14 protein-coding genes are annotated in these 16402 nt (G+C 35.0%); 3 read left to right on the forward strand and 11 right to left on the reverse strand.

Annotated features, from left to right (window positions below; genetic code table 11):
• Positions 1 to 6 precede the first annotated feature (6 nt).
• Both FHY45_RS18440 and xylA read right to left on the reverse strand, forming a co-directional pair.
• Positions 7 to 1617: a glycoside hydrolase family 43 protein gene (locus FHY45_RS18440; RefSeq protein WP_066108416.1), complete on the reverse strand. Its 1611-nt coding sequence runs from the start codon at positions 1615 to 1617 to the stop codon at positions 7 to 9.
• 127 nt (positions 1618 to 1744) lie between these two features.
• The gene (xylA, locus tag FHY45_RS18445) at positions 1745 to 3052 is read right to left on the reverse strand and encodes a xylose isomerase (protein WP_066108417.1); all 1308 of its coding nucleotides are present in this window, start codon (positions 3050 to 3052) and stop codon (positions 1745 to 1747) included.
• Between the two features lie 250 nt (positions 3053 to 3302).
• On the opposite strand from xylA, the gene FHY45_RS18450 reads away from it, so the two are divergent.
• Positions 3303 to 4463 (forward strand): ROK family transcriptional regulator, encoded by a 1161-nt coding sequence (locus FHY45_RS18450; RefSeq protein WP_139892749.1) that lies wholly within the window; start codon positions 3303 to 3305, stop codon positions 4461 to 4463.
• Between the two features lie 139 nt (positions 4464 to 4602).
• Here FHY45_RS18450 and FHY45_RS18455 read toward each other — a convergent pair whose 3' ends face one another.
• Positions 4603 to 4791 carry a hypothetical protein gene (locus FHY45_RS18455; protein WP_066108423.1) on the reverse strand — a complete coding sequence of 63 codons (189 nt, stop codon included), beginning with the start codon at positions 4789 to 4791 and terminating at the stop codon, positions 4603 to 4605.
• Between the two features lie 820 nt (positions 4792 to 5611).
• On the opposite strand from FHY45_RS18455, the gene FHY45_RS18460 reads away from it, so the two are divergent.
• Entirely contained in the window at positions 5612 to 6880 is a 1269-nt protein-coding gene (locus FHY45_RS18460; RefSeq protein ID WP_066108425.1) for an MFS transporter, read from the forward strand.
• A gap of 814 nt (positions 6881 to 7694) precedes the next feature.
• Here FHY45_RS18460 and FHY45_RS18465 read toward each other — a convergent pair.
• The 8 genes from FHY45_RS18465 to FHY45_RS18500 all read right to left on the reverse strand — a co-directional run bounded on the left by FHY45_RS18465 (position 7695) and on the right by FHY45_RS18500 (position 14808).
• Positions 7695 to 8426 carry an ABC transporter permease gene (locus tag FHY45_RS18465; RefSeq protein WP_066108426.1) on the reverse strand — a complete coding sequence of 244 codons (732 nt, stop codon included), beginning with the start codon at positions 8424 to 8426 and terminating at the stop codon, positions 7695 to 7697.
• Positions 8426 to 9157, reverse strand: coding sequence for an ABC transporter ATP-binding protein (locus FHY45_RS18470; protein ID WP_066108428.1), 732 nt, complete (start codon positions 9155 to 9157; stop codon positions 8426 to 8428). Before FHY45_RS18470 ends, FHY45_RS18465 begins: the two co-directional genes overlap by 1 nt.
• A 4-nt stretch (positions 9158 to 9161) precedes the next feature.
• A complete protein-coding gene (locus FHY45_RS18475; protein WP_066108432.1) occupies positions 9162 to 9590 on the reverse strand; it encodes a helix-turn-helix transcriptional regulator in 429 nt (142 codons plus the stop codon).
• Between the two features lie 691 nt (positions 9591 to 10281).
• Positions 10282 to 10935 (reverse strand): TetR/AcrR family transcriptional regulator, encoded by a 654-nt coding sequence (locus FHY45_RS18480; RefSeq protein ID WP_139892750.1) that lies wholly within the window; start codon positions 10933 to 10935, stop codon positions 10282 to 10284.
• A gap of 40 nt (positions 10936 to 10975) precedes the next feature.
• Complete coding sequence (locus FHY45_RS18485) at positions 10976 to 12040, reverse strand: ABC transporter permease (protein ID WP_066108436.1); 1065 nt, start codon at positions 12038 to 12040, stop codon at positions 10976 to 10978.
• Entirely contained in the window at positions 12037 to 12768 is a 732-nt protein-coding gene (locus FHY45_RS18490) for an ABC transporter ATP-binding protein (protein WP_066108437.1), read from the reverse strand. Before FHY45_RS18490 ends, FHY45_RS18485 begins: the two co-directional genes overlap by 4 nt.
• A 254-nt stretch (positions 12769 to 13022) precedes the next feature.
• Positions 13023 to 13718: a hypothetical protein gene (locus FHY45_RS18495; RefSeq protein WP_139892751.1), complete on the reverse strand. Its 696-nt coding sequence runs from the start codon at positions 13716 to 13718 to the stop codon at positions 13023 to 13025.
• Between the two features lie 250 nt (positions 13719 to 13968).
• Complete coding sequence (locus FHY45_RS18500; protein ID WP_139892752.1) at positions 13969 to 14808, reverse strand: tyrosine-type recombinase/integrase; 840 nt, start codon at positions 14806 to 14808, stop codon at positions 13969 to 13971.
• Positions 14809 to 15689: 881 nt separating this feature from the next.
• Here FHY45_RS18500 and FHY45_RS18505 point away from each other — a divergent pair.
• A complete protein-coding gene (locus FHY45_RS18505) occupies positions 15690 to 16376 on the forward strand; it encodes a hypothetical protein (RefSeq protein ID WP_066108446.1) in 687 nt (228 codons plus the stop codon).
• Positions 16377 to 16402: the final 26 nt, after the last annotated feature.

Raw genomic sequence — 16402 nt, forward strand, 5'->3', positions numbered from 1 at the left:
ATTTATTTATTTTTCTTGATACTTGAAGTAATCAAATTTAGCTTCTAGCTCATAACCAGAATAGTCTACGTTCACCATTCCTACAAATGCACCTGTAAAGAAACCGCCATAGCTTTGATTCACATAATCATCAGATAGGATCTTGGCATCCAATTGGACAGGAATATCTATCCACGTTAATCCGTCAAATGAATAAGCATATGTATAATAGCTCTTCTTCACAACCGTCTTAAAGTAAACATATTGAACTTCTTCTGGAATGGCAATTGCCCTTTCCTTTAAATAGCTAGTGAGTACACCACGATTATTCTCAGTCACTTCAATTACACGACCATTAAGCTCGTTCCAGGTTACTTGAACCATGGACCAATGCTGACTATTGTAGTAATTAGTCAGTCCAGCCATTTGTTGAAAAGTTGTTGGGTGATAGCTTAATTTTGTTTCTGCTTCAAATTCAAATGCCTGCCATCTTCTAGCCACAAGTGAATTTTCATGCAGATTAGTTAAGCTTCCAGAGCCCATCAATACAAGATGACCATCTTTGATTTTTCCAATTTGTTCTGTAAATGGTACACGTAGAGTGTTAAAGTGAATGTTTAACTCTGGTTGATCAAAATCATCCATCACCAAATAGTTAGAAGGATAACTATTTGGCACCACATTTTTAGGCGGTTCCACTTCAACGCATCCTTGTTTTCCACCAACAATCATTGGCCATAAATCTTTCGACCATTCAACTTTTTGAATCGCAGTTTCTCTTCCTAACGTACACCAGCCACGAGGATCATGGCTAGATTCGTAAGAATGGTGCCATGGACGTCCCGTTAAATGGGCGAAATACCATTCTCCATCCGGTGTATCCACTAAAGACCCATGCCCACATTTTTGCAAAGGATGATCAGGATGATTAAAAGCGGTCAGGAACGTATCTGGTTGACTTTCATATTCACCATAAATCGAAGAAGATCTAGCTACAACTTCTTGGTGTGTATAAGTTGTTCCGCCTTCGGCACAGAAAAGATAGTACTTTCCGAATAATTTATACAGATGTGGACCTTCAACCAGTTTTACATCCGTACCCTTCCATATAATCTTTGCGGTTTCTGGAAGTAAGCGTTCATCCTGCACAGAATACTCCGTGCACTTAATACCATTAAATGGATGATGGTATTCTCGATGATCCCATTCCATTTGCAGCAGATATTTCCGCCCGTCATCATCATGAAAAAGGGAAGCATCAAAGCCTACTCCATTTAATTTGATTGGTTTACTCCAAGGGCCATGGATATTTTCTGAGGTGGTCAGATAGTTTGTACAATCCTTAAACGCACCGTTTACCACTTTCACATCAGTATAAACTAACCAAAATTTCCCGTCAGCGTAAGATAGATCCGGCGCCCATATTCCCCCAGAATCCGCATTTCCTTTCATATCCAGCAATTCAGTAGTTGATAATGGATGCGAAACTAATTGCCAATGAATCAAATCCTTTGATTCATGAATCCTTACACCTGGAAACCACTCAAAAGTAGAAGTCGCAATATAATAGGTATCTTCTACGCGAATAATAGAAGGGTCTGCATTAAAGCCTTTTAAAATAGGATTTGTAATTTTCATGATAAACTCCATTCTTAAGTTCTTTATACGCTATTCCATAAAGACGGTACCCTGTTAAATCAATACTATATAATAGGTTTAAAAGATTAAGTAGCTTATACACTGTGACTGGAGATGTAAATCCTTTTTAGTATAGATAGTCATTTAAGCGAGATTTCACGTATTCAATATGACTGGATTCCAATTTGATGTCATCTAATTTTAATGCGTATTCTGTCAGGCTTTCTAAGTCTTCCTTGCCATTAACAATGGAAGCTCCAATTCCTTCATAGAAAGAGGCATAGCGTTTTTCTTTCAAACTATCAAAGAAGCGATCTTCTTTTAATTTAGCCGCTGCTTTTAGTCCTCTAGCAAATGTGTCCATACCGGCAATATGGGCTAAGAACAAATCTTCCATTTCAAAGCTGGAACGACGCACTTTAGAGTCAAAGTTAATACCACCTGGTGCAATTCCTCCATTTTCTAGTACACCATACATGGCCATCGTAACATCATAAACATTTGTTGGGAATTCGTCTGTGTCCCAACCTAGCAGAACATCACCTTGGTTCGCATCGAGAGATCCTAAGGCATTATTTATGCGTGCAACTTCAATCTCATGTTCAAATGTGTGGCCAGCAAGTGTAGCATGGTTTGCTTCAAGGTTCAGCTTAAATTCACCAGTAAGATCATATTTTTGGATAAACTGTAATGCGGTAGCAGCATCAAAATCATATTGGTGTTTAGATGGCTCTTTTGGTTTAGGTTCAATCAAAAATTGTGGTTTATGATTAATCTTTTCTCCATAAGCTACAGCCATCTTGAATAAACGCGCAATATTATCTTGTTCAAGAGCCATGTCTGTATTCAATAGTGTTTCATAGCCTTCACGGCCGCCCCAGAACACATAATTTTCGCCGTTCAACTTTTTGGAAATATCAAGCCCTTTTTTGACTTGTGCCGCTGCATAAGCAAATACATCTGCATTATTAGTAGAAGCTGCTCCATTTACATATCTTGGATGACTAAACATATTTGCGGTATTCCACAGTAATTTGATTCCAGTTCTATCCATTTGTTCTTTTATCAAATCAGTAATTTCATCTAGATTTCTATAGAACTCTTCTAAAGAATTACCTTCCGGCGCAATATCCACATCATGGAAGCAAAAATATTCAACGCCTAGTTTCTCTAAAATTTCAAAGAAAGCGACCACACGGTTTCTAGCTGTATCCATTGCTGTTTCACCAAACCAAGTTCGTTGATTTGTAGGCAAACCAAATGGATCACTACCATCTTGTGTCATTGTATGCCAGTATGCGACCGCAAATCTCAAATGTTCTTTCATTGTTTTGCCGGCCACAACCTCTTCTGGATTGTAATAACGGAAAGCAAACGGGTTATCTGAGTTTTTTCCCTCATACTTGATTTTTCCTACATTCGGAAAATAAGTCATCTGAAATCCTCCTCCCAAACTAAGCAAGTTAGTTTGTTTATATGTTTTACTAACTTGATTGTAGTCGCTTTCATTTTAGTAGTCAAGTAATTTTCGCACTATAATAAATTTATACTAAATTACTACTTTTCCAACAAATGACTAGTAAATTACTACTTTTCCAACAAATGACTAGTAAATTTATGAAAAATCTATTAGTATATTAGTTAGTATGTTTAATAAATAAATTAACAAAGGAGGTGTTTATGATATGGAAAACTCTCATTATATTATACGTACTCAAAATGAATCCCTTTGTCTGGAGACGATTATTAATAATCTAGGTGTGTCACGAGCTGAACTGGCTACCATAACTGGTTTAACTAAAGCTACTGTCTCTAGCATCGTTAAGAAATTACTGGATGACAATTTAGTCACTGAAACAGGCAGTGGTCAAAGCAGTAATTTAGGCGGACGTAAACCCATCAAGCTACAATACAATGGAAAATCCGGTCTCTCTATCTCTATTGATGTTGGATATAATTACATTCGCGCCTTATTAACTTATCTTGATGGTGAAGAAATTTTCTACATTGAGAAGAAACCAATTACCTTAAATGAAGACACCGTTAGATCTTATTTTTCTGAGATATTCTCTTCTTTTGATAAGATAAAGCCTAAATCGCTCTACGATATTATTGGTGTAGTAATCGCTGTTCATGGACCTGTTTTTAATGGAAATATTATTTTTACTCCACATTACAATTTAGATAAGATTCGATTCCGTGAAATAACTGAAAGCCTAATTGATTACCCTATATTTCTAGAAAACGAAGCTAACTTATCAGCGCTAGGTGAGTATACTTTTACATCTGAATCCTCTAGTTTAATCAGTATTAATATTCATGGAGGTATAGGTGCCGGTATCGTCCGAGACGGAATTATACAAACTGGTTCGCATGGGTTCGCTGGAGAGATTGGCCACCAAATTATCTCTGCTGGCGGTAAGAAGTGCAAATGCGGGAATCTCGGGTGTTTAGAAGCCTATGCCTCAAATAAAGCTTCCTTTGAATATTTTGCACAATTAAAAGATATGGATTATGTCAATGCAATTATTTTAAGAGAATACTATAACAATGGGGATACTGATGCCAAAAAAGTCGTCAAGGAGAATACACGCTATTTAAGTTTCGGTATAAATAATATGATTGCCCATTACGACCCTGAGGTTATCGTTTTAAATAGTTCTCTTTACCGCGAAATTCCTGAAATGATGACAATGTTAAAAAATAATCTATATAGCACTTTTTCTAAATGTATAATTGTTCGAAACAGCAAACTTAATGAACGAGCTACTCTTCTAGGAGGCTTAGCCTTAAATCTCCAAAATTTCCTTGGTATTAAACATATGAAATTCAATACAAAGGCTTAGTGGAATTTTCAGATGGACCTAATGGATTTCTTTGCGTTTGCTCTCGTTCAAATGATTTTCCATAGGTAAAAATGCCCAAGTAGTCAACTATGCAGACTTGTTTGGGCATTTTCAATTAGATTCCCAGAACTTGCATGCATCAAGGCTCAAGCGACTTTACCATGTTCATTAGGCCACACAATGGATAACCAGATAAAAGAGCTGAAAATGCTATGAGGGCATAAATAAAACGTTCGCTTCCGATCCCTGTTAGCCATAAATTCCATGTACCGCAATTTTCATAGTAATTGCCCTCGAATTTACTGACAAATCGTAAAGTTAATCTCATTTCACCCCTCTCTTCACTTCAATTTCAAATATTATATATAGCAAGGCCTTTCTTTTCACGTTTTCGCATGCAAAAAAGCCGGTGAAATTTTACTTATCGTAAACACTTCACCGGCTTGCCTTTTTGCTAAAACACAGTTACTCTCCGCTTTATATGTCCATTCATATCCCTTCGTTTCGAATTTACCAATCGAATAGTTTATAGCCACTTTTTCATAAGTTTGGATGGCACATTATTACAATCACAAACGAATGAAGGCAAAATTAAAAGACCTAAACCCGGTTGAATAACGGACTCAGGTCCTCAAAGCAGCATGACTATTTATTTCTAACTTTCTTGGGTCAGATCAAAAAAGGGCTGACTTCCTTATTTTAATATAAGCTTCGCTACACTTTCCACGTGTGTGGAGTGTAATTGACAACACATGGGATGTTGGTGATGTTTTTAAATAACCTAAAAGAATATATAGAAAGCGTAAGTTGGCTTCTAACAGCCAAATCATTTGCAAGTCCCAAATGTCTCTTATGTTGCTTCACCTTTAAATTGCCAATCTTACTTTCTATTGATCTTATTGATATAGCCGATTCAACAATATACTGAGTAAAATCTTTGAACTTTTCATTAGCTATATTAAAAACAGGTGTTAATCCTACTAAGCTTCGATAAAGGTATTATGTGAGTATATAAAAAAGAGGAAGGTCAAAATTGTAACTCTCCTTTTTTATAAGGTAAAATAAATAAAGAACATACTGATATATTTTTTTGCGAAAGCAAAGGGTTATGGAAAGAAAAAATTATACAGGGACAGGAGGGGTAGAACATGCAACAGAAAAAGAAAAAAATTCATTTTGCTTGGTGGGTATTGTTTGGGTTAGCCATTATGATGGGTGTTGCACGTGGTGGCATAAATAATGCTGCTAGTTTATTTTTAACACCTGTGTCAGAAGATTTAGGCGTTGGTATGGGACAACTTACCCTATACTTGAGTGTCTCTTCCATTGCGATGATGGTATTCTTGCCGTTTGCCGGAAAGATAATGGGTAAATACGATATTCGTATGGTCTTGATTGTATCCATTCTGTTACAAGGTGGTGCATTTGCGTTATTTGGAATGATGAATTCGGTATGGGGCTGGTATTTATTAGCGATTCCGCTGTCTGTCGGTAGTGTTCTTGTGACACAATTGGCAGGTCCCGTTCTTATAAACCAATGGTTTAAAAAACGAAACGGACTAGCCCTTGGTATTATGATGGCAGCGAGCGGTATGTTTGGGGCGATCATTCAACCGAATGTAGGAACGTTAATTGCCTCACAAGGTTGGAGAACTTCTTACATCATTGTTGGGATTGCGGCGATTGTCATTGTAATACCAGTGGTTTTACTGTTCATTCGTATGTCACCACTACAAAAAGGTCTATTACCTTATGGCTTAGACAAGGTAGAAGCTAACGATTCGAAACAAGATGCACAAACGGTAGAAAACAAAGGTGTCACAGCCGCAGTGGCGAAAAAGTCATTGGCCTTTTATGCTCTATTATTCTTTTTATTCTTAATTACCGCGGTTGCAAGTTTTGCTCAATTTATTGCCCCTTACGCACAAAGCATTGGGTATGATGTCCAGTTTGCCGGAAATGTCATGGGTGTGTTCATGTTTGGTGTTTTAGTTGGATCATTGGTGTTCGGTTTCTTGACCGATAAAATGGGTGCAAAGAAAACCACCTTTTTCTCCATGTTCGTCGGATTGATTTCCGTTTTCTTATTGATCTTCATACCAGACAATCCAATGGTATTTTCAGTGGCAATCGGATTATTTGGATTTGTTTCTTCATCAGTTGGAACGCTAGGACCGTTATTGACTACTTCTATCTTCGGCACGAAAGAATATGGCGCCATTTATGGAACGGCAGCATTAGGATTAGCATTAGCAGGTATTACGGCGCTCCCTGCTTATGGGTTTGTATTTGATGCAACGGGCAGCTATCTATACGTGTTATATGCTGTTGCAGGGATGATTCTGTTAAGTGTCTTGTTAATCATCATTGCGTTCAAAGGTAAAGAAAAATTAGAAAAAGCGGGTCAATGGAATTAAGCGATATAGTTAAGGAGTAAGCGAAATCACATCTGTGGTTTCGCTCTTTTTGATACCCTCCTTTTTCACTTCTCTATTAGCAGTTTGCTTTAAACCCAAAGGGAACGTTTTCTTTAGAGCAAGGAAAACGGAAATATTCCCGAATAGAAATCAGCAAAGGGGAGCTAAGAATGAGAGTAGATATAAATACATAGAAAAATATAGCTTGCTTTTATGGGTCTGTATTGGACTTGAAAGGCGAAAGAATTATGAGGATACGACTACCAAATTTTTTTAAATAGTATTACCGATTGAAATCATTAAGAAAATTTTCTACTGCTATATATTGAAAAAGTACAGTACTTAAATCTAATTACAGGGAAAAGAAAAAAGCAGCGCCAAAGGGCAACTGCCTTATTTCAATACTAATTTTGCTACACTTTCCACGTGTGTGGAGTGTATGTGGCAACACAAGGGATGTTGGTGGGTTTATCAACATCTTTACCTGTTTTCGTAAGGATTGTTGCTTTTGTCTAATATTTATTCGAGATATGAAAACAGGCACCTTCAGAAAGAAAGTCGGTATACTTGCTCTTAAACAAACGCCCCTGTTAGTTCAATAAGGAAAAGAGAAGCAACCTTATTCAACAATTGTGCCTTTTAATTGAATAACAATCAGCTTTTAAGCTCATTTTCTAATTTGTCTAAGAAAGTATTTTTTTATTTTCTGCACCGTAACAAAGGCTAGCGCTTTCTATTCCAATAATCAACTTTTACAGAGCTATTAATTTAAATAAAAAAACCTACGTTTAAGTAACGTAAGTTTGATTAACTATTAATTTTGCTGAATTTTATATTTGAAAATAAAAATCGAAAGACTAAAAAGGACAGCTGCATAAACTACCACAACATATAAATGGGGAAACATTGCGCTAAAGTCTTCTGCCACAATTGCTCGAACTAAATCAACAGCATGGACGAATGGCAGGGCATAAGCGACTTTTTCAAAAGCTCCTCCAACTAACGATAAATCTAACCATGCGCCAGATAAAAATGCTGTTAAGTTAGTTAATAAAGCTCCGCATAAGCCTACTGCTGCCTTTTCGTTAAATAAGGAGCCACATAACAGTCCGATTCCTATGAAAATAGTAGATGTAATGAGTAAGGCAATAAATGCAAATACATGGTTGAAAGATAGCTCCAAACCTAAAAAGTAAGCGGTTATAAAACAAGTAATACTTTGAAGCACAGCAAATATCCCTAAAGGAAGCGTATATCCAATAATAAAATCACTTGCTTTCATAGGAGTAGTTAGCAATCTTATTAAATAAGAAGTAGAACGGTCTTTTCCTAACGTTTGTGCTGCAAAGAAAGCAATGAAAGAAAGGCTAAATACTGCGATGCCAGGTGTCAAATGTTCAATATTAAAAAGTGCTTCTGGAACATTGCGATTAATCGCAGTTAAAATCATAAGTAAAATGATTGGAAAGACTATACCAAAAAATAATGAAATCGGGTCACGTACAATTTCTTTCGTACAACGTCCAGCAAATGCCAATGCCCTCATTATAATTCGCCTCCTGTTACGAAATGCACAAATGCATCCTCAAAGTTTTCTTTACTTGCTGTTGTAAGGAGCTCGTCTACTGTACCTAGTGCCTTTATTTCGCCATCCCTCATAATACAAATGCGATCACACAATGCTTCCGCTTCTTCTAAATAGTGCGTCGTAAGTACAATTGTAGTCGTCTCTCTCAGTTTATTAATCATTGCCCATAGTTCCTGGCGGCTAATAATATCTAACCCTAATGTAGGTTCATCTAAAAATAAAATTTTTGGATCTGCAATGAGAGCCATTGCAATACTTAACTTTCGTTGCCAACCACCGGATAATTTTTTACCACGTTGATGTTCGTAAGGCTGTAGTGAAAACTGGCTAATTAAAGCCTCCGTTTTTTCAATGGACTCATCCTTCGAAAAGCCGTGAATGCGTGCCATTAATAATAAATTTTCGCGCACAGATAAATTTGGTGCAATGGACGTTTCCTGAGGTGAGACAGCGAGTAATCCCCGAATACTTGGCAACTCTTTACTAAGCGAATGCCCAAGTACAAGCGCATCTCCTGAAGTCGGTTTGGCAAGGCCACTTAACATATTGATAACTGTCGTTTTACCAGCACCATTTACTCCAAGGAGTCCGAATAGTTCACCTTGGTTAATCGTAAGTGTCATCGGAGAAACGGCAACTTTTTCTTTAAAGCGTTTTGATAAACCTTGAAGTTCAATTGCAGCACTCATTAATTTATTCCTCCTCTTTTTGATGATTTTTCACCATATTTAAAAACTGTTTAATCATTTTTTCAGGTGCTAACGCCAACCCACGATCCTCATCCCCTATAATAACGACTGAATCACCTGGGGTAATTTGAAAAATTTCACGGGCTTTTTTGGGAATTACAATTTGACCACGTTCCCCTACTGTTGCTGTCCCAAAAAAATGCTGGCCTTTGGGTGGAATATCTATACCCATTTCTTCTGGGTTATGGTTTACTAACGCATCTAAGGTTACTCCGAAGAAATTGGCAATATTCATACTATGGTGTAAATCTGGTGTCGATTCGCCTTTTTCCCATTTTGCAATTACTTGACGTGAAACATTTAATTCTTGGGCTAATTGCTCCTGAGTTAGATTATGACGTTTTCTCATCGAGCATAAATTCATATTAATCATACTTTTCATCCTCTCATATGTAATTATAAATACTATTTTAGTAGTAAATCTACCAACGGAGTATAACATTAATGTTATTATTCGTAGCAAAATGTAAAATGAAAATAGATGTGAATGATAAACCCCACATTCTAACAAACCGTAAAATTTTTAAGACTTTAGCTCTGTTAAAATTGAATGTTAAGAAAAAGAGGGATAGCCTCCTTTACGGCTATCTACAATTATTTAATAAGAAAATTAAATCTACTACTAATTACCACTTAAAATCTTCTCTCATTTTTCAACGTTGAAATTTAACATATCCTAATTAAAATATCTACCTGAGATGCTGACTAAACAGCATCTCAGGTAGATATTTTATAATTCCGTACTTACTTACGATACGGTCTTACCTGATGTAATGCTATACAAGTAAATATTTACTTGACAATATGGACCGATTGTTGAACATAAGTTTAATATCGATCTTCAACTAACCTGCCCCGTTTCTACAATAAGGAATTCAACAAAAAAGAGCATTAATCCTCCTTGGATCAACGCCCCTATTAGTTTAAGTACAAACATTCACAATGTTTATTATGTGAATTGGCATAATTCCATCATTTTTCTGTATAAAAAGGAAAGGCAGCTAAAATATAACTGCCTTTAAATGAAAAGAGAGGTTATCCATAATCTTCAAAGAAAAATCCCTCTATTGAGGAGATTGTCCAAGACCATTCAGTATAAAAAATATGGCTTCCTCAATTTCATTTTCGCTAACCGAATGTTTATTTAACAATGCAAAATTAGAAATAAATAATCCACCTATTACAGTGCCTAGCATTTTTAAAATTATTTCATTCGGTATATCTCTAATTTCGCCCCGTTGTTTAAACGCTTCAATCACTTTTATTAAGTGATTGGATCCAACTTCTAAAACAAAGGGAAGGAATTCGTTTCTAAGTTCCTCTTTATAAAATATTTCCTTAATGAACACCTGAAATATTTCTCTATTTTCCGCAAGAAAAGCACTACGATTTGTTAAAAGAACTCTTAAGAATTCCTCAAAAGAACGCTTATCATTCATTAATTCCCCAATGAGTTCATCTGCCATCGTAGGAAAAAAATCTTTTAGAAAAGGAACCATTATAGATAACAATAAATTTTCCTTTGTTCCATAATGTTTGAAAATTGTTCCTTCTGCTACGCCTGCTTTTTTAGCTATTTCAGATGTTGATGTATTTGAATATCCTTTTTCCGCAAAAGAGGTGATAGCAACCTCAATAATTTTCTTTTGCTTAACCGTTTGTTTATTGGATTTTTCAAGTATTTTAGCCATTTCATCCAGTAGATTATTATTAACCATTTAAATCACCATCTTTGCGTAAAGCTGTATCGCTTCCGTATTATAGCTTACGATACTTTTTCAAAGCAAACAAATTTAAAACGATAAATACTGCTGCAAAAGCCAATAGAATATATAGATTACTACTAATTTCAGATAAACTTAAGCCCTCGTACATTACTCCTTTTAATGCATCTGCTGCATAATACAACGGCATAAAGTTTGCGAATACTTGTAGCCAATCCGCCATTCCCTCAATGGAGAAAATACCTGAGAAGAATATTTGTGGCACAATAATAATTGGTATGAACTGAATCATCTGAAACTCGGAACTTGCGAAAGAAGATAATAATATTCCAAGTGACAAGGCTACAAGGGCGATGATGACATTGATTAACATAACAGTCCAAATGGAACCAACTAAAACCATATCTAATACATTTATCGCAAACAAAACGATTATAACTGTCTGTATCAATGCCAGTAAACCATAGCCAACAAGGTATCCTGCGACAATCTCTCCTCTTTTAATAGGGGTTGCTAATAGTCGTTCCAACGTGCCAGTTGTTCTTTCGTTTAATAAGCCTATGCCAGAGATTAAGAAGACGAAGAAGAAGACAAAGAACCCGACTAAAATAGGACTAAAGGTATCAAAAAGCTCTGTTTCACTGCTGCCATAAACATAATTTGTGTTCAAGGAATCTTGTGAGAGCAATTCACTCTGTATTGCGTTAGTCCCCATCAATTTTAATTGCTTTGCTTGAGTATCAATTTGCTTTACTTTCATTTCTAAGCTTTTTGCTATTGTCGGATCATCATTCAGTAAAGTTAAGGTTGTTTGATCGCCTTCCACTTGTAAAAAACCATCTAAATCTTTATCAAGTATCATATCCTTAACATTAGAAACTTTGTTATATTCTTTTACTACAATATCTGCGTCTTCTAATTTTTCGATGATTTGCTGATTCCCATTAGCAACTCCTAAAACAGGATCAACGGTATTTCCATTAAAGACTAGGTTCATTAGTGTTAATACTAATAATGGAGCAACAAAGAGAAGAGCCAATGTACGCTTATCTCTAAGTATTTGCAATAAAATCCTCTTAATAAGTGCTACTGTTCTCATTGTACTTTCCTCCCAGCATCCAAAAATACCTCATCTAAACTATTGACATTATATTGTTCTTTCAATTGGCGAGGTGTGCCAGATGCTATGAATGAACCATCTCTAACCATTGCGATATAATCACATTTTTCGGCTTCATCCATTACGTGAGTCGTTACAATAATCGTTTTGCCTTCCTCGTTTTTCAATCTTAACAGCTCATTCCAAATACTTAATCTTAATTCAGGATCTATTCCCACAGTAGGTTCGTCTAATATCAAAACTTGGGGATCCTGAATTAAAGCGATTGCAAGAGATAATCGACGTTTCATACCACCTGAGTACGCTGACACTCTTTTATTAAGATCTGCGGTCAAGTTAACTAATTGTGCTGCATAGGCAATCCGTTTCTGTTTTTCAGTTTTGTTTAATTTAAAGAGCGATGCGAAAAACATAAGATTTTCTTTACCAGTAAGTGCTTCATATAAGGCATCTGATTGTGCCATATAGCCAATTTTTTGCAAGATGTTTAAATTAGGCATTTTTTCACCTAATAAATGGACGTAACCTTCATCAGGAAAATCCATTCCAACAATCAACTTTATCAAGGTTGTTTTTCCTGCTCCTGAAGGCCCTATAAAACCATAGATACTACCTTGTTTAATATCTAAGTTGATATCTTTTAATACCACTTTTTTGCCGAAACTTTTCGTTACTGCTTGTATTTGAATAGTATTAGTTTCATTCATTATGTAATCCTCCTTTCAAAAGTGAGCGTTTACTCACTTAGGTTGATTATAATTCCAAGTTAACTGGTTTTCAATAAAAAAAAGTGAGTAATTACTCACTTTTTTTTAAAGGGTTTATATATTATATTTCTTATGCAACTAACCTGCCCCGTTAGTAGAAGAAGGAAGAGCATTCCATAAGCAGTAATATCTACGAATAGAGTCAAATTTATAGGATACCAACTTAGATCAAACACGTCTAAAAATTAGTTTTCTCATCTCTTATTTATAAAATGGAGCTTTAACTCTATTGGTGGACGAGCTGCTTTAATTCTGTTGAAGAGAACTGGGAGCATATAAAATGCAAACATAGCTAAAATTGTGTAAACAAAGAATTGAAAATAACTCACAAATCCACCTAGGTCACTTAATTTAGTTTTATCAGCAACAAAATATGTATATAAAACGAAAGTAAGAACTGTGAAACTAGAAAGATTATTGGCTAAATACAACATAGAAGTCTTTCCTCTAGCTTTTATAAAACGAGGGAATTTAAATATATCTTTTCGCTGTTTTAAAGGGAGATGCCAACGACCTCCTTTAGGTTGTTCTCTTCCTTTTACCATTAAAGTAAATCCTTCATCTGGTCGCAATAAATCGAAATGTATCTTAATATTTTTGGAGTTTTTAACTACGTCTAAATTGAAATATCGGCTTGTTTGGTCTGAAATTTTAACATATTCAACACAAACTTTATCTTCAAAATAAACTTCAAAACCATCATACTCATTCAACAAATCTTCGTGAAAAATAGTTGTTTTTCCGGAATTCCAAACATAATAATAGTAAATTTGCTCTTTAGCAAAAGTTGTGTCTGGAAAGACTGTGATTTCATATTGTTTTTGTCCATCTTTGTGGAAGTAATAACTGTACAGAAAACCCAGAAAAAATAATACTAAAGAACTTATCATATATTTCCCCCTATAAACTATAAAAATTGTTCACCCGGAAGTTTAGATGAACAAAGTGAGATGAATAAAAATGATATTTTCACAATTATACATAAATGTACTCCAGTAATTTAATATTTCCAATTCATTAAACATATAAATTCGACGGGTAAAATAGATAATCCTTCTTCCGCTAACCTGCCCTTTAGCTCTATAAGAGGTTCAACATAAAAAGGCATTAATCCTTCTTGGATCAATGCCCTTGATCGTATCAGAAAAACTTTTTATATAACTCCCTTCGCAATGCCCCACTTAAATAAGCGTAAATTTTAGTCGTTTCGCTCTTTTCGTGTCCCATCAAATTTTGAATGACTTCTAAAGGTGCCCCATTATTCAATAAAGTAGTGGCATAACTATGTCTCAACTGATGGGGGTGAATACTTTTATTGATGCCAGATCTTTTCGATATCTGTTTTATGATATATCTCATTTGAGCTATGCTCATACGATGAGGAGCACGTACGGTTACAAATAAAGCTTCTTGATCATCTGTTCTCTCATCCAGGTACCTCTTCAACCAGATATCACACCTAGTATTAAAGTAAACTTCTCTTTCTTTATTTCCCTTACCTAAGACAATTACGGACTGGTTAGAAAAATTAATAGATTGTCGATTCAAATTAACGGCTTCCCCAATTCGACAACCGGTTGAATACATAAACTCGAACAATGCATTTTCTAATGTTGTATCACAAGCTTCTCTTAAATGCTCAATTTCTACTTCAGTTAAAAACTTTGGTATGCGGACATCTAGTTTCGGTTCCTTAATTTTCGCGGCTGGATTACCATTCAGGACATTTACATCTTGAGCCCATCTAAACAACGACTTTATAAAACGTATCCTATGACTCAGGCTAGCAGCCTTTAATTGATCAGCAACATTCCCAAGATAAAGCTTTAATGAATCGGTGGTTATTTCATCAAGGGATCGATCACCGAGATTCCGGATTAACAAGTTTAATTGGACATTATAGGCTTTTAAAGTCTGAAATGAATATCCTTGGATCTGTTTATCAGCTTTATATAAATCCCTCGCTTCAGATAGTATCATCCTATTACTCTCCTAATCTATTTTTATCAGTATAGACAAATAGAAAGGAAGTAATACTCCAATTTTATTAAATGATTTCTTATGAAACTTTTTTATAAAAGATAAGATTTATAAGGTTTTATTTAAAAACCACGAGGGCAATTCTATTACTTAACTCCACAGGTACTACAAATTTTTGTAGAAAAATTACTTGTAAATCTAGTGAGGAAATTAGGATTAAGTATCACTTCGTAATTCCTTTGTAAGAAACGAAAAAAGGCAGTGCCCCCTATTTAGAGGGCTTACTGCCTTATTTTAAAATAATTTGCGAGACACACTCTACGTGTGTGGAATGTATGTGGCAACACAATGGGATGTTGGTGGGTTTATGTTCAACAGCTTCTCTCTGCAGACATTAATAGTTAAAAATTAAATTACAGAGATCTGCACTTATAGTTGAGTAAGGAAAGGTACAATAACAATCGTTACAGAAGAATTTAAATATAATTAACGAAATATATTAAATATAAAAATATTTTTGTCTATTTATTCACATAAGCTTGAAATTATATTATTCTAATATAGTAAAGGTGATTAGGTTTTTTCTTTTGTTGTTCTCAATACTTCCTACTATCACTTTAATAAAGTTACTAGCTCTTCTTTTGTTCAAACATATCCATTTAATCAGAATGGCCATTAGCAGGAACCTTACAAGTAATATATAGAAATCCCTACAGTTTGAATCTACTACTTAAGTAGATAGGAAATATTTCCTTTTTTTATTCTAGCTTTCATTTCTTTTTTTCATTGTTATTTATTTTCTTCCCTTTAAGAATAAATATTTCACAACAAAATAACACCGCTCACTATAATTTAAAAACATCTATGAAAGGAAGAACATCGTGCCTAAAGTTAAATTATTTATTATTGGAGCAGCTTCTACAGCAATTCTTGTAGGATTATTTTTAGTGTTTTTCGGAGACTCTGAAGCAAAAGAAACGATTATAGCCCCACTAGGGAAAGACATCTATAAAATTACTGAATTAGAGGTTGGAGCTATACAAGATATCGTTAAAGAGACTTACATAGCAGGTAACCCAGTGACAACTACTATTAAACCTGTTGATAAACAAGGGAACTTTTTCTATAACGAGGTTATGGGAATGCAAAAGGTAGTTGAATTGAAATATAAGGCCATAGTTAGATGGGGGTATAAAGGTGAGTTTGATGAAAAAACAGTAGAATACAATGAGAAAGAGAAGATACTAACAATTAAAGAGCCTCAACTAACTGCATTTTACGCAAAAGAATTAGTTGAATCTGATGAAAATTTAGGCTGGGTACAATCCATACTCTCTCCGACTTCCTATGATGAAGCAAAAATATATGATGAACAAGCTAACACAGTTATCGAGCAGACAATTAGAGATAATATTCAAACAGGTAGAGAAAAAGTGCAAGGTCATTTAAAAGACGAAATAAACAAATTAATTGAAAATGAAACAATCAAAGTTCCTATCAGAGATATCAAGTTCGAAGAATCGGAAGAAGAGCTAGATTTAGTTAACAAAGAACTAGAAGATCTTTAAATCATTAACAAGAATCTGGATAAAAA

It is taken from the genome of Bacillus sp. D386, assembly GCF_006346415.1.

Excerpts from the sequence above, each read along its gene's own strand:
- FHY45_RS18440 (WP_066108416.1), bottom strand. The coding sequence starts at position 1,617 with ATGAAAATTACAAATCCTATTTTAAAAGGCTTTAATGCAGACCCTTCT.
- xylA (WP_066108417.1), bottom strand. The coding sequence starts at position 3,052 with ATGACTTATTTTCCGAATGTAGGAAAAATCAAGTATGAGGGAAAAAAC.
- FHY45_RS18450 (WP_139892749.1), top strand. The coding sequence starts at position 3,303 with ATGGAAAACTCTCATTATATTATACGTACTCAAAATGAATCCCTTTGT.
- FHY45_RS18455 (WP_066108423.1), bottom strand. The coding sequence starts at position 4,791 with ATGAGATTAACTTTACGATTTGTCAGTAAATTCGAGGGCAATTACTAT.
- FHY45_RS18460 (WP_066108425.1), top strand. The coding sequence starts at position 5,612 with ATGCAACAGAAAAAGAAAAAAATTCATTTTGCTTGGTGGGTATTGTTT.
- FHY45_RS18465 (WP_066108426.1), bottom strand. The coding sequence starts at position 8,426 with ATGAGGGCATTGGCATTTGCTGGACGTTGTACGAAAGAAATTGTACGT.
- FHY45_RS18470 (WP_066108428.1), bottom strand. The coding sequence starts at position 9,157 with ATGAGTGCTGCAATTGAACTTCAAGGTTTATCAAAACGCTTTAAAGAA.
- FHY45_RS18475 (WP_066108432.1), bottom strand. The coding sequence starts at position 9,590 with ATGATTAATATGAATTTATGCTCGATGAGAAAACGTCATAATCTAACT.
- FHY45_RS18480 (WP_139892750.1), bottom strand. The coding sequence starts at position 10,935 with ATGGTTAATAATAATCTACTGGATGAAATGGCTAAAATACTTGAAAAA.
- FHY45_RS18485 (WP_066108436.1), bottom strand. The coding sequence starts at position 12,040 with ATGAGAACAGTAGCACTTATTAAGAGGATTTTATTGCAAATACTTAGA.
- FHY45_RS18490 (WP_066108437.1), bottom strand. The coding sequence starts at position 12,768 with ATGAATGAAACTAATACTATTCAAATACAAGCAGTAACGAAAAGTTTC.
- FHY45_RS18495 (WP_139892751.1), bottom strand. The coding sequence starts at position 13,718 with ATGATAAGTTCTTTAGTATTATTTTTTCTGGGTTTTCTGTACAGTTAT.
- FHY45_RS18500 (WP_139892752.1), bottom strand. The coding sequence starts at position 14,808 with ATGATACTATCTGAAGCGAGGGATTTATATAAAGCTGATAAACAGATC.